At 55.1% G+C, this 14,319-nt stretch carries 12 protein-coding genes and 1 pseudogene; 1 reads left to right on the top strand and 12 read right to left on the bottom strand.

All coding sequences use genetic code 11. The annotated features are described in order from the left end of the window. Positions 1-216 precede the first annotated feature (216 nt). Entirely contained in the window at positions 217-492 is a 276-nt protein-coding gene (locus ACIGHL_RS15255) for a hypothetical protein (protein ID WP_020301383.1), read from the top strand. Positions 493-547: 55 nt separating this feature from the next. Here the strand turns inward: ACIGHL_RS15255 and ACIGHL_RS15250 are convergent, their stop codons facing one another. From ACIGHL_RS15250 to ACIGHL_RS15195, 12 genes and pseudogenes are all read right to left on the bottom strand, one after another. Then, positions 548-2,173: a methyl-accepting chemotaxis protein gene (locus tag ACIGHL_RS15250; RefSeq protein WP_020301382.1), complete on the bottom strand. Its 1,626-nt coding sequence runs from the start codon at positions 2,171-2,173 to the stop codon at positions 548-550. Positions 2,174-3,187: 1,014 nt separating this feature from the next. Next, positions 3,188-4,060: pseudogene (locus tag ACIGHL_RS15245) on the bottom strand (transposase); the annotation flags it as partial. Beyond that, entirely contained in the window at positions 4,057-4,911 is an 855-nt protein-coding gene (locus tag ACIGHL_RS15240) for a TnsA endonuclease N-terminal domain-containing protein (RefSeq protein ID WP_212626168.1), read from the bottom strand. The gene ACIGHL_RS15240 and the pseudogene ACIGHL_RS15245, both read right to left, overlap by 4 nt. Before the next feature lie 303 nt (positions 4,912-5,214). Further along, positions 5,215-5,493, bottom strand: a complete 279-nt coding sequence (locus ACIGHL_RS15235) for a hypothetical protein (RefSeq protein ID WP_312937572.1) — start codon at positions 5,491-5,493, stop codon at positions 5,215-5,217. A gap of 335 nt (positions 5,494-5,828) precedes the next feature. Then, complete coding sequence (locus tag ACIGHL_RS15230; RefSeq protein ID WP_483475365.1) at positions 5,829-6,077, bottom strand: hypothetical protein; 249 nt, start codon at positions 6,075-6,077, stop codon at positions 5,829-5,831. Positions 6,078-6,156: 79 nt separating this feature from the next. Then, on the bottom strand, positions 6,157-6,600 hold the full coding sequence (locus tag ACIGHL_RS15225) for a hypothetical protein (protein ID WP_499176502.1): 444 nt from the start codon (positions 6,598-6,600) through the stop codon (positions 6,157-6,159). An 87-nt stretch (positions 6,601-6,687) separates the two neighbouring features. Further along, the gene (locus ACIGHL_RS15220; RefSeq protein ID WP_499176504.1) at positions 6,688-7,107 is read right to left on the bottom strand and encodes a hypothetical protein; all 420 of its coding nucleotides are present in this window, start codon (positions 7,105-7,107) and stop codon (positions 6,688-6,690) included. A 39-nt stretch (positions 7,108-7,146) separates the two neighbouring features. Continuing rightward, positions 7,147-7,407 carry a hypothetical protein gene (locus tag ACIGHL_RS15215; RefSeq protein ID WP_499176506.1) on the bottom strand — a complete coding sequence of 87 codons (261 nt, stop codon included), beginning with the start codon at positions 7,405-7,407 and terminating at the stop codon, positions 7,147-7,149. A gap of 290 nt (positions 7,408-7,697) precedes the next feature. Further along, positions 7,698-12,704 carry a helicase-like domain-containing protein gene (locus ACIGHL_RS15210; RefSeq protein ID WP_312937499.1) on the bottom strand — a complete coding sequence of 1,669 codons (5,007 nt, stop codon included), beginning with the start codon at positions 12,702-12,704 and terminating at the stop codon, positions 7,698-7,700. A 95-nt stretch (positions 12,705-12,799) separates the two neighbouring features. After that, positions 12,800-13,105 carry a hypothetical protein gene (locus ACIGHL_RS15205; RefSeq protein ID WP_499176508.1) on the bottom strand — a complete coding sequence of 102 codons (306 nt, stop codon included), beginning with the start codon at positions 13,103-13,105 and terminating at the stop codon, positions 12,800-12,802. A 282-nt stretch (positions 13,106-13,387) separates the two neighbouring features. Further along, positions 13,388-13,618, bottom strand: a complete 231-nt coding sequence (locus ACIGHL_RS15200; RefSeq protein WP_312937501.1) for a hypothetical protein — start codon at positions 13,616-13,618, stop codon at positions 13,388-13,390. A gap of 267 nt (positions 13,619-13,885) precedes the next feature. Continuing rightward, a complete protein-coding gene (locus ACIGHL_RS15195) occupies positions 13,886-14,068 on the bottom strand; it encodes a TrfB-related DNA-binding protein (protein ID WP_500137055.1) in 183 nt (60 codons plus the stop codon). Positions 14,069-14,319: the final 251 nt, after the last annotated feature.

The raw sequence follows: 14,319 nt of genomic DNA, 5'->3' as shown, positions 1-14,319 counted from the left end.
CTGCCCAGGACAAGGAAAGAAGCTACATGACAATCAGCATCACCGACGACGATTGGAACGAACTGACTCCCGAGAGTTTCGATACCACCGCACTGCTGCGGGCAGTCGATGCCGTGGACGAGCTGCGCGGCGATTGAGTGACAACGCAGACGGCGGGCCTCCGCAACTGCGCACCGACCTGTTGAAGCTGCATCAACTGGCGATGAGGTGATCCAGGTGCGGATTCGAGAGCACGTCATCGCCACCAATGACATGCGTCTGTTCGGTCTGCACCTACTGGGGCAGGCGTCGCTGCGCATGGAGCAAGCGCTGTGGCCAGAAGAATATGAGCGGATGACCCGCGAGGTCGAAGAAGCTCTCCGTGAGGCCGACGACCCCAACGCCAAGTCGTACACCCACGAGAAGTCATGCAGGCGATGCAGGAACGAATCGACCAAGCACGAGACAAGCCATGTTGATCGGCCCTGCCCCAACTCCCTCGAACTCGGATGAGTCGGACCTAGCAACGTGGTGACACCGATCATCTAGGGCCGGAGCAGAGCCTGTGTCAGCCCGCGAGGCGGTGCGTCACTTCGCTGAGCTGGGCCGACAGCGTATGCAGGTTCTGGCTGGCTGCCTCGGTACGCTCGACATTGTCCTGGTTGGTGGTGGCGATGGCGGTAATTTCGGTCAGATTGCGCGAGATATCTTCCGCCACGGACGTCTGCTCTTCGGCAGCGGTAGCGATCTGACGGTTCATGTCGCGGATCGCTTCGACTTCTTGGGTGATGCGCTGAAGCATGCTGCCCGCTTCCGTAACCTGTTCGACACCTTCGTTGCTGCGGGTTTGTCCATTTTCAATCGCACGCACCGCATCCACCGCGCCGGTCTGCACCGTGTCGATAATCTGATGAATTTCAGCGGTGGAGTCGGCGGTGCGCCTGGCCAGCGTGCGCACCTCGTCGGCAACGACGGCAAACCCGCGTCCGGCATCGCCCGCGCGGGCGGCTTCGATGGCTGCGTTTAGCGCCAGCAGATTGGTCTGGTCGGCGATGCCGCGAATAACTTCCAGCACCTTGCCAATGCGACCGCTATCGGTCTCCAGACGGCGTATTACCTCGGCGGTGTTGCTGATCTCGCCGCGCATGTGGGTAATGGTCTGGATAGTCGAACGCATCATGGTCTCACCCTGCTGCGCCGAATGATCGGCCGCATCCGCTGCACGCGCGGCTTCGGCGGCGTGACGGGCGACTTCCTGCGCCGTAGCGGACATTTCATGCATGGCGGTAGCGACCTGATCGGTGCGCGAGAACTGCTCGCGAGTGCCTTGGCCCATCAGTGCGGCGATGGCGCTCAATTCACCACTGGCGCTGTCCAGGTCCGAGGTGTTGCGTTGCAGGAGGGTGAACGTATCGGCAAGGAAGTCACGCAGGATATTCGCGGCAACTGCCAGACGTCCCAATTCGTCAGCACGGGACGCATCGACGCGCTGTGCAAAGTCGCCCTGGCTGAGCTTGGCGATGTGGTCGATCAGGTGACGGATGGGGGCGATCAGATTGCGGTTTACCAACCATAGGCTGAGCAAGGCGATGAAAACGCCAGCGGCTAGCATTACCAACGAGCCGACGACTATTTTACGATCTGCGGCTTCGCTGATGGTTTCCGAACGATGCAGCGCCGAATCGCGCTGCTGGATGACCAAACCACTGAGCTGTTCGCTGGTGGCACGGTCGATGCCTTGAACCGCCTCGTCGCCGGCGAATGGATCGTTTCCGCCGGCGATGTAGGCCGCACGGCCCGCGCGGTAGGCGGCGCCGAGGCGCCGGTGCTCCTCGTGCAGGTCGCGGAGCTGCTTTGACAGGGCAGGGTTGTGCTCGCTTCGCTCAACGAGTCTGCCCAGGATGTCCTGGACCTTTCGTTCCTGGTTCTCGAAGCTTTGCCAGTACTTGCTCAAGGCTTCAGGTGATTTGCCACGCAGCAAGACGTTCTTCCACTCCTGCACCTGCACTTTGAATTCCACGTTGGCTTCGTCGATCAGGCGCGACGTTTCGATCGGACCCTTGAGTAGTTGTTGATACTTGGAAATGTCATCCGACAAGAAGGAAAAACTGGCGAAGGCGATCAGCAATATCACCAACAGGCTGCCGCCGATCAGTGTGAGCAGCTGAGCGCGCAGGGATTTTTTCAAGAGCATCTGGGCGGTCTCGTATCGAAAGGGGGGCGCTTGAGTCATACGCAAGATTGAGCGAGCGGTCAGCCAAATGACCGTTCGTTCGCCCCCTTATGTCGGCGTACCGCTGCGATACTTGAACGCTTTCAGACCAGACGCAGATGGTTGTCCCAGAGCCCTGCCGGCAATTGCAGCGCGGTGCTGACGAAGCCCCCGCTGGCGGGGTCGACCGTTAGGACAAGATGTCCGATCCGCGCTCATCGAAGCCTCCGCGCCTGGCCGGGGCACTTCTACCCGTGTGTTCGCGCAGTTGCGACAGCCAACCCGCAGGGAGTTTTTGCGGTTCATCCGCGTGGCTTGAGGAGACCAAGTTTCCGTCGCGGTCAAATAAGCTCATGCGCTTGAAAACCGGGTCCTCGGCGAGCATTCGCGCGGCTCGTCTCTGGTTTGGCCTTAAGCTACCGGCGCCCCTATCTGCCTGGTCTGCACTCTTTACTATACCGAACGACGAATGTCAGATCGAGCGCTCGGCGATCGGGAATATTTTTCGCCAAGCAAGGGCTACGCATGTCGCGAGATTCCAGCGCCTACGACTGGTGTTTAGAGTCGGCCAATACTCCTGTCCGGCCGGTCAGCCATGCGTCCTTGAGTCGTCGTGAATCCTGGCGGGATCGGACCTGGGCCCACAACCGTTCCCACCGAACATTTTCCCCGCCGGCGAGCGGCTTTCTCGCGCAACAAATTGTTCGGAGCTCAAGGTCCTTCTCTACGTTTCGGCTGCATTGGCAGTGCGTTCGGCCCTCACCCGCCGATCGGCTCACAACAAGGACGCGATGGGCGCGACCATGAATCCGAAAGGAGAACACCATGGCCATCATCGGCATCTTTACCACCTCTAAAGACGGGGCTAGTTGCAGTTAATGTGAGTAGGGAACGATGGAATGCAAGCCGGCGCGGCTGAATGCAAGCTCGCTCGCAAATAATCTGAGCCAGACGGCTCCGTCAGTCGCAGTTAATCTGAGCCGGAAATTGCGCTGATTGCGAGCACGGCCGTTTTCGATTGCAAGCCGGTACAGATAATGGGCGGCAATCCTTTAGCCACTTCGTCACGCCCTTACGTCCACGATCAGTTTCGATGTCATCGAAAAATTGCTTTCCCCAGTAATCAAACTGGTTGAATGTCGGAATTTCAGATTGAGGAAGCAATCGAACTTTACTTTCGGGATTTTTGGAAAGCTGCTTCTCGGAATAGTATTTCTCAAGCATTTTGTCGTAAGCGCTGATAATGGTCGCTTTCTTGTTCTTAGCGTAAAGCGCGTAAGACACCCGGATACACCGCTTGTCAATATCGCTTAGTAATTTGGCAGGTGAGACTAGCAACCCTTGATATTTAGGTTTTCGTCCCGGCCGTTTATCAGCAGAGTAGTTACGATTCCCAACACCAACAGCAGAATAATTTTTAAGAAGCGCATTTCTTACTTGGCCGTAAAACCAGTATCGATACAACAAACGATATAGCGTCTTACGCTGCACGCCCACTTCAGCGGCGCGATCACCTACCAACCGGCCCATCTCACCATGAACGAATATTTGCCCTGGATAGGCCGGATCCAAAAATGGCGCAATCAAAGCCCATTTTTGATCCCTATCGCGCCTCGCGCTCTCATCGAGATCTTCTTCCAAAACCAATAGAAATTTTGGTACTGCCATCACTACAGGCTTTGTATCGCCCGATACCAAAGAACTCCTGAATTCCTCCAGGCCAATCGAATAGGGCTTCTTGGGAGGTTCCGTCAGATCCATGACAACCAGCGCGTCGCTCTTCTCGTCGAGGTGAATTGCTCTCGCCATAGTAGATAGCACGGAGAGTTCTGTGACAGGCTCAAAGACATCATTAACTGAAATTTTCATGATGACTTCTCGTTCAGTGTGAACATTTCAGTGGGATAAACAACACTGAAATCTGGAAGTGGTGATTTGAGATATAAAGGCGCGCTCGCTAAGTCGAGCCTTATGACTTTGCGCCAGATCAAATTAAGGAAAATGTCACGAGCATCGCTATAAGGTATAGACAGCCGGTGACCAATTTTTCTCAAACTCTCTGAAGTTGACCATGGGCAAACCTTTATCGACTCGAGAATCTCGATAAAATCCGCATGCAGCGACACATCCATCAGGGCGCGAGGCAATTTGGCGTATTTGCGAAGAAATACGAGATTCAGGATCAAATTAGGCGTAAACAGCTCCTCTGTTACGATGCTCCAATCTACGCCTTGGCTCATCCAGAACCGTCGCTCGACCTCTAGCTTCTCCAAGGTGCGAGCACAGCCGTTGCCTTCAAGGTCTTGCTGATATTTGATCGTCCTGGCAACGGACTTGAGGTCCCCGTTTGGCTGCTTAACGGTGAGCAGAAAGTCAGTGGTCATTACGAGCGGAACAGAATTGTTTTTGTACCTTGGATACCGAACACCGAAAGCTCTGGCAATTGCCTGGGTGCTGTCCAATGGCAGAAGGGGATACTGCTCGCGAATGTCTACTACGTCCTCTGAAAACTCACAGAGTAAAAAGTACGCCCGTTCAAGATCGGATAAGAGGTGATGAATTCGATCAATCTTAACTCCTTGGATTTTCCAGGAACGCCCCATCGAAGGGACATCCTGAACACGTAACCAAGGCACGTACTCAGCTCCGGCGCCTGCTCCAAAACCATTGGCGATGTGCCGTTCAATATCCTGATTTGAAGCAAACCTACGACCTCGCACCCTTCCTCCTCAGTCCGTCCGGACCGCTCCCTTCATTCGGCGAGAAAATAGTTCTAGGAAAACACGGGCTACCAAGCACTCGTGTCGAAGGGCTCTCCAGACTACTCCTGAAAAAAACCGAGGCGGCAGCGCCTGACAAACGGCTTAGCCAAAAACACGAAACCTCTTTATCTACAGGGGGTTACGTGTTGTGTCAAACTATAATAGGTTGTGTCAAACTTTAATCTTTTGTGTCAATCTTTATTCCGTGCAGCCATCTGTTCGTTGGGCGAAGCCGGCTGGGGTTACGCCGTTTCGGTTTTCCTACAATCCAAAGGGCAATTCGTAAACCCCAAAATGTTGGTAATCTGCCGCGACTGCACCGGCTGGATGGCCCGCACGCCATGTCTTGAGCTGGTCGTGATAATCGACCCATGCTTCATCACTATCCCCGGTAGGTTGTTCAGGCGGGTTAATGTGATAGTCGATGAGTTTGTCCCGCCAACCCTCAGCCTCCGCGCAGTCTTCAAAAACACGCAGCGGTATAGGCTGCTTATGGGCATAGACCCTGGCTGTCGCCATTACCAAAAAAACGGTAGCCATTGTTTTCCTACTTTGGTTGAAGACGGGCTTTGATGAACTCAACCAAGGTGCAGGAGCCGTCGAAACCTGCTGCTTTGCACGCCTCCGGCACTTGGCCCAACGTGTCTTTCCTCTACCACCACGCCATTACGAAGGACCCTGGAAAAAAAAGCTCGACACCTAGCAGCACAGCAAGTGCTGACGCCAAACCTATCGTCACTTCGCGTGCCATGTAAGTTTTCCCTTAACTGGTGGCTTTTTGGCGGACTGCCGGTAACGCTCTTGAAGCGATTCAATTGTAGGAACAACACTATCAGCCCCTTTGGCTCCCATCGCTTTTGCAGATCAGGGGGCGATCAGCTACTAGCAGGTAGCCAGCGGACAGGCTGACCGTCCGGCCCGAACAGTTTGCAAGTAGCAACCTCGCGGTGCTCGCCTTTGGTAACTTGGCCAATAAACCCGCGAGGGAGGCGATTCTTTTCACCTAAATCGCTCAGTCGAAGCGCCCATGCGTCCTTCCAGCCCAATCCCAACTGTCTTTCAGCAAGATGGATGGTGAGGTTGTCGAAGAACTCGGTTTCACCCTTCGCAATTTGTTTATTCATGGGGCTTTCCGTAGCTTGGTCGCAACCTTGGTCAACTCGGCTTCGTTCATCGTCTCAAAATTCCAATATCAAATGGCGGTTATGCCGCTACCACTGGTACTTCGTCCGGATCTAGAACAACAAAGCCGTGGTTGCTGGCCTTTTCATTCACGGCTATGTACTCGAATATCTCGTCGTCGACCAATGTCTGATCCTCCGTATCCATGTAACGGACGAACCTTTCACCTAGATCAGCGCGAGCCGCGAAGAAAGCCCTCACTCTGGCCTTAATGATTTCCTCTTCCGTTCCCGTGGTGCCAGTCTTGTTAAATCGATCTTGCTCCTGGCTCGATGCGAGATAGAAGCGCTCAACGAACGTCATGTTCGCAGCAAGATCCAGAACAGACTCTCGGAATGTTTTATCCTTTGAATGCACAACGCGAAGGTATTTGCGCGCGGCTTCTTCTTCATTTCCTGCGAGCACCGCCCGCGGGTGAAAGTCCGCAACCGACTCGTCGGCAGAGCATATAAGGTAGCGTTTCATTGGCCTCTCCTAATGAGTTTTCAGGTTCCTATCGTCTCTGCGAAAGCCCAAAAAAGATGGCGGGCCCGCTAATGACTACTACCGCTATTACGGCTGATGCCGTTCGAGATAGGCCATCGTTCCGAAAAATAGAGTCACAACTGACGGTATTAGCCAAGTCAACGCCAAGCCCGCGACAGTAAGCATCTCCTCGGCACGACTCGATAGCCGCGTGAAATCGCCTAGCCCGACGATAAATACATACGCTACGCCGAACGCGAAAGCGCCCAGATATTTCGCCTTCGGGCGCAGCGGCTTGACTACCCGCAGGAGCGTTACGCATATCGCCAAGCAAGCGGTGTAGTAGAAAACTCCGGCAGCTGAGATGCCCAGCAATACCAAGCCATCAGAGAAAAACTGCCACGCCAACGCCGTTGCAAGTGCGGCTCCCGCAACAAATGCAAGGATATAGATCGTGGTCATTATCTGGCGGGTTGCCGCAGCAACGCCGAGTGCTGGATGCTTCATATCACCTCCAAATATTTGCCTATCGCCCTGGGAAAGCTGCTATCCCTGCTTGTTGGTGTCTGCTGACAGAACGTTGTGTTGAATAGACGCTTTGATATCGACGCAAGCATTATCGTTAATGACCCATACGGGCAGCTCCATCAATGCCTGCAGGCCGCTGGCAGACTCTTTGGCCCACACGAGAACATCATCCACGGTCTTCAGGTGCCCGCCTTCAATGGCCATTTGTAAATCGCACGCCTCGTACATGCGCCCTGCCATTTCGCGTTTGTCGTCCGGCTCCGGCTTTCGCACTTTCATCGTCACGTTCCTTAAGCTGTCTGGTGCATGCCGACTCGGCTGCTCTTCACGGCGGCATGCTTTCTTCGATGGCCGTCGCACTTAAATGGGCGGAAAGTTCAAGCCCAGCCACACCCCGATTCCTGTTCCAACGATGACCAAAGACCATGTTTTGATGAGGCCCATCACAATTTCCTCCAAGTTCCCGAAAGAGGGGCATGTGCATGATTCGGCTAATGTACGCCCCTAGAGGCGTACACGCAACACCGGCCGCTAAGTTCTTGCTGACGTCAGATCGATGGTAACTACCACTAGCTAGCGGCTTTAGCCCTGTACCGGCTCTGGTCATTTTGTTGCTGGCTACTAGGTTTCCATGTGGACACGTACTCCGGATCGCCTTGCATAATTTTCAACTCGGACATGACGTCGCGCACGTCCTGACGCAGAGCTTCCAGGCGCGCCTGTTGAGAGAACGGCTTGGCTTTCTCAGCCACGGCTTTCTGGAGCTCTTCTTTCTCGCGGTGTCGCCCGTGCTCCGCTGCGGCACGCCACGCTTCGAATTTATCTAGGAAATTGTCCATCCGATTGATAAATCCGTTGAGGCTAAAGCTGTCGTCCTTGGAGTAGCGCATATTGTCCGGCTCGTAACTGTCATGGCCAAAGACGGTGAACCGTGCGGTATCTAAATGCACCGACACTTGCACCTTAAAGCCGCGGTACTCTCCGACGTCTACAAGCCGGGGCGCTTCCCAAGGTGACGCCGTCTTCATCTGATGCGCCTCTTTCATCACTGAGGCAAATCGGTTTACTAGCGCCGGCTTGTCGTCGCTTCCATAGGTCCGCCCTCCCGCCACGAACTTAAAGTCGGGTGTCGCTGCCGCATTCCGCCGGTCGATTTCTTTGGTCCAGCGCTGAACAGCCTTGTCTGCTCGCTCGTCAGCCGAGGATAGCCACTCTATCCGCCGTTCAAGGGAATGGAGGTTCCGCTTATGGTTGGAATACAAAGCCTCGAGCTTCTTGAGGTCGGAGGACAGCTGGACCTGCAAGAAGATCAGAGGGTTGCCGGTTGCTGCTGCCTTCATCTCGGCCGCATTTGCAGCTTCTCCGGCCACATCCTCAATCACCCTTTGAAGGCTGTCGCCTTTGCGAAACTGTTCAATCCCCGCCGCCTTGTACTCAATGGTCTGCCACATCCTGCTGTCATACGTTTGCTTAGTCGCGTACCGAAGTACCTCAATCTGAAAGTTGTCCGGATCACGCTCATACAGGGCGTTACCTTGCCGCAGGATGCGCCCCTCCCGCTGCTCAAGGTCGCTAGGCCTCCAAGGCGCATCGAGGTGGTGTAGGGCCACCAACCGGCGCTGGACGTTGGTGCCTGCCCCCATCTTGGCTGTTGAGCCGAGCAGAATCCGCACGTCGCCCCGGTTCATCTCGTCGAAGAGCTTCGATTTCTGCAGATCGGTAGTCGCGTCATGGATGAAGCGCACTTCGCTTTCGGGAATGCCTCTCGCTAGTAGCTTCGCTTTGATATCGTCGTACACGCTGAATTTAGCGCTTCCGGCCAAGATCTCATCCATTGAAAGCGCCGGAACGTCGTCACCATCTTCAGCCGCACCGCTGGGCGTTAGAGACGTTTGCTTCTTAGCTTTTGGTGTCGATAAGTCGCAGAAGACGAGTTGAGTGCCGCGATCGGTGCTCCACTCGTAATAGAGCCTAAGAATGTTCTCGATCGCCACATTGATCTTAGTCTGGGGCTCGTCCGCTGCCTCCGGATCGATAAGCCTGAAATCCAAACCGGCCTTACGAGCATCGTTGGTGATTTTCAGCGGGTTATCGATCCTCGGATCATCCGGCAAGTTCTCCATCCGGTGGATGATTGAGCCGGCGTTCCACTGTCGGATTGGCATTCCGTCGGGCCGGATGACTGGCTGGCCCTGATCGTCTGCGACAAGGGTTTGAACACCCATATAGGTTGCCTGCGCCTCTGTTCGATCAACGATGATGTTTTGTGGCTTGCCATCCTTCATTTTTGGAACTGGAAAACGTGTTCCACGCTCTTCTGCCTGACGATCAAGGTCAGCCTTGGTGATTACGTCCGCGAACGTGCGATACATCGAGGTAAGCTCAGGGACGTTTTGAAACTTTGAGAAACGGCTATTTAGTTTGTAGTTTACGCCGGTAGCATCAAGCTCCCATCCGGTCACTACTTGCCCGAACGTACTGGCCCATGCATCGAAATGCACTATGCCTCTCGCCTTCAATTCGTCGTACTGAAGATATCGCTGCATGGTGTAAAGCTCAGCGATAGTATTGCTTAGTGGCGTTCCGGTCGCGAAGAAGACGCCGCGCCCGTCATTGTTCTTCTGTAGATAGCGGCACTTAACGAAAAGATCGAACGCTTTTTCAGAACCGGACAAATTGCCCAGTCCCGAGATTCGGCTAAGACTTGTGGTGATGAAAAGATTCTTGAACTCTTGGGCTTCGTCGACGAACAACGCATCAACACCAAGTTGGCTAAAGTCGACTGCTTTGTCCTTCGCGCCGGTATCCGCCTTGCGCTCAAGCCTCTCCTTCATGCGCTCCTTCGCTTTTTCCATTTCCTTAATCGTGATGCGGTCGCCTCTCTCAGCTTTCAACTCAGAGATGGCGCGAGTCAGGTCGCTTATCTGCTCCGAGAGAATCTCATTTAACGTATCGGCTGGCATTCCAATCTTTTTGAAAGAACTATGTGCGACGACCACTGCATCCCAATCGCCAGTCGCAATGCGCGCGAATAGGCGCTCACGATTCTCCTTCTTGAAGTCCGTTTTCTCTGCCACGAGAACATTCGCGTGCGGGTATAGCGAATAGAAAGCGTCCTTCCATTGCAGTAACAAATGGTTCGGAACCACAAGCATGGGCTTGTTCATCAGGCCCATGCGTTTACTTTCCATAATTGTCCCGATGCAGGTGTAGGTTTTGCCTGCGCCTACGACGTGATCGAATAGTGCTGTGCCGTCTTGAATGCCTCTCCAGATACCGTCCTTCTGGTTCGGTCGCAAACTGATCCCAAGCGACGCGCCCGGAAGCTCGAGATGGGACCCGTCGTAACGAGCTGGAACATTCGTGTTGAATCGGCTGTTGTAGATGTCGGCAAGGTGTTCTCGCCGGCTTTTGTCTTCCCACACCCAATCCAAGAACGCCTGCTTGATTTCGTCGGCCTTCTGGTTCGCTGCCGCGGTCTTTGCATCATCGATCTTGTAGATCGGACGGTTCTGCTCGTCGCGCCCAATCTCAATTTTTACCTGAATAGGCCGGTTGGTCAGGATTGCTTCGATAAGCTCAGGCGCCCGATACGAGTCAGTTCCCCAAGTGACGGAATTCGTCGTATGGTCACCACCGGTGATTTTGACAATCCATTTCCCCAGCGCCTCCTGGTAGGACACGGATTGAGTCACGTCTCCCAACGTGTGCCGAATGAAATCTTCGACGTAACGCGCAGGTACCCAACTTGAGCCCAGCTGAACCGAGATGTCGACGGGCTCGATGTCCTGGGGCTGAACCGACCGCAGCGCTTCGACGTTAGCGTTGAGGTTCGGGTTGTGCTCAGCAGCCGCTTCCGCCTCCTGCAGCTTCCGCTTCACGTTGCCGGTGAGGTATTGATCGGATGTCTCCCATCGCTGCCCCTGGGGATTGAAATAGATCAAACCCTGCAGCTCGGCCACAAGGTCAGCTTCTGCTTTTGACGTCAGTCGCATCATCCGCCCGAGGTCAACGCGACCGGCTTCATTCATCGAAACCACGAGCGCTTCTTTCGCAGTATCAACACGCTCTACCGACACGCGAGGCGACATAACCCGTTTTACAAATATCGCCGCCTTCTCGGCAGATGGCGGTCGCGCCTCTACGCCATGCTTGCGCGCAACGTCACGGGAGATACCCTTATCGTAGTTGCTCTCCAGAGCGTTGAGCAGTGGGTACTCGGGGTCTTCAGCCATTACCAGCTTGTTAGCTTGGCTGCTAACGTGGCCATGCCGAGATACAAAACGATCGTAGACGTGATTTAAGGTAAGGCGCGCCCGGTCTATGTCTGCGCCGGCCGCAGTGGGAGATTGCTCGGCCCGCATCAACTCAGTCAGAGCGTTGCGGACCTCAATCATGCCCTTGATCCGCGCCGCCGACCGCTCATTTTTCGGGACCACAATCTGGTAGTCGGGCTGGTCCAGAAGATCAGGGAGCCGCCTCGCTATCTGTCTATCCGGCGTGACGAACAGCGAGCCGATCTTCAAGTGCGGGTCCAGACTGAGCGTCGGTTTCACATCTTGGGGAGGCTCTTCCGCATGGCTGGCACTGTAGCGTGGCGCAATCGAAGCTAAGCGCGTCGTGATTGCGCTACGAAGGTCAGTGCCGGGAGGTGCGATGCAGTCCGCAGCATCGCGGTGCATGCGATGCTGAATCGCCATGTGTCCGATCATCTGCTGCGGATTTTCGGCAAAATACCGATTGATCGATATTGCCTCTCCACTCTCTCTGTCTCGTACTTCGCCGACATCGAGCCATGTTCTATCGGCGGCCTTGCTGCCAGCCTCTAGTTTTTGGAAGAAAACGATGTCAGTAGTGACTTCTGTTAAAGCGTTGCGTTTGAAGGCACTGTTGGGGAGCCGCACCGCGCATAAAAGCTCCGCCTGCTCCGCAATGATTTCGCGCGCCGTCGGATTAGCGGAGTCCATAAAGTAACGGCTGACGACCACCCCCATGACTCCCCCTGGCCGCAGCTTGTCGAGCGACTTGGCGATGAAGTAGTTATGGATTGAGAGGCTGCTCAGGTCGCGGTGGTGGGGGTCATAGAGCGACTGGTTGCCGAAAGGTGGGTTGCCGATAACCGCGTCAAAATAGCCTTTCGGAATCGAAACGTCTTGGAACCCCTTGTTGATGTGCGAGACGGAGGGATACAGATGCCGCGCTATCTCGGAGGTCAGTGGGTCTAGCTCGATGGCGGTTACCGCACTCGCGCTACGCATCGGCTCTGGCATTAGGCCTACAAAATTGCCGATCCCCGACGACGGCTCAAGAATTTTACCGCCCCGAAATCCCGCTCTTTCTAGGCCTTCGTATATGCCTGCAATCACCGTCTCGGACGTGTAGTGGGCGTCCTGCGTAGACCTCCGTGCCCGCTCGTATTCCTCTGGTCCTAGCAGCTGGACGAGCTGCGCGTACTCTTTAGTCCAATCAGCATTTCGCGGATCGAATGCCTGCGGCAAACCGCCCCAACCGACGTAACGAACCAATACGGCTTGCTCGTCCGGCGTCGCGTGTCGATTCTCATCGCGCAGCTGCATCAACGTTTCGAGCGCGCTTACGTTCGCCTTAAATTTCGCCTTGGCGCCGCCCTCCCCCAGCTGATCTGCTGCTGAAATTATGTAGTCATGCGGAGCTACAGCTCGGTGTGGATCTCGCACATCTCCAAGATCTCGTGCTCTGTCATGCCGTTCTGCAGCTGGTGGGTCGAGTCCATCAGCGCTTGATGCTCGACTGCTTGCTGGTCTAGCAACCGACTCATCAGCACGATCTCCCCCTGGGCCTCCAGCTGGGCCAGCATTTCGGGGCTGTTGAACGCCCAACGATCCAGTATCTTCCATGCTTGAAGGTGGAATTCGGGAAGTTTTCTGATCGTTTGGATCATCTGCGGGCTGAGTATCTTGGCCGCGATTGACAGCGGCTGGTGTGGGTGCGCTTGCATGAATGGATGCCCCGTCGTCATCAGTGGTCAGCTCGTGCTCGAGCAATTCAATGGTGTCTACTGCTTCTTGGAATGCGAAGTCGAAAGCGAGTTGATCGCTACCCGCGGCGCGGTGCCGTTTCTTGGCCATGCGCTAACCCTCCGTTTTAGTCTGTATTGCAGACATTATACGGAATGCGTCAGGCCTGCCACCCTCCAGCCGCTGAAGATCCGCTGCAGCGCCCTCTTTGGATAGCTAAGAAACGTTGCCGGGATACGTCACCAAGTATCGCCACGACGATCTCATTGGCCTAGCTCGCGGCTTAGCAGCTCTTCCAAAGCCCACTCATACGCGGCATTCACCCATCCAAGCGACTCACTGAGATCATCGTTGCTGATTATGCTCTGCTCCCGAGCGCGCTTCGCGCGCAGGGTGAGTTCGCCAGCGTAACCTTCAGGATCGCTGAGTAAAGCGTCCTTATCACCTAGAGCCTTCTGCCAGTCTGCTAAAAACTTAGCGCGATCATTACTCATCTCTTCCGCCACTTAGTAAGCCTCCCCTTTTCTGAGGGCTGAACCCAGCACCTGGGCACCCACTATCCAGACGCAGATCAGCAGCCCCCCGGCAATGCCAGTCGCGACGATCTCAGAGGCTACGAGAGAACCATGCCAGAAAAGCTTCCATCCAATCACGGCGGCTATGGACAACAGCCACCACAAACCAGCATCGACAAACCTCATAACTACCCCTTAGCGTTCGGCAACCCACATATACGCCCCTAGAGGCGTACGCACAAGACTTCACCTCCCTTGTATCTTATAGGCGTGTCGAATCAATCTATCTGCCTCCTCATAGCGCGCCACCGCATCGCTCACGGTTGAGCGGGTCACGCCAGTTTCCCGCATTGCTTCAGCTTGCGAGATTCCGTCAACTAGCACTCGCCTCGCCGCTCGATTCGCAGCGCTACCCGGACTCCCGCGCATGAGTTTTACTAACGCGTCGTACTCCGCGCCGCTCAGAAGCATCAGTATCTACTCGCCATATTGAAGGGATCTCGACAGAGCGCCCCGACCTTTCGACCGTAGCGCAACAAACCATGACAACCTACGTCCCTAGGCACGAACACGCAACGATTTAGCCGCGGTTAGAGGCGCCATTGGTGCTTCGGGCGCAGGCATTTCTAAGGGATACGCGGCTTCAAATCCATCCAAAGAGTGGCACCGAGGCGGATTGA

Source organism: Pseudomonas sp. NPDC077451, assembly GCF_044543345.1.
GTDB lineage: Bacteria > Pseudomonadota > Gammaproteobacteria > Pseudomonadales > Pseudomonadaceae > Stutzerimonas.
The sequence above is the reverse complement of the archived record's forward strand: the minus strand, read 5'-3'. Positions and strand labels throughout refer to the sequence as shown.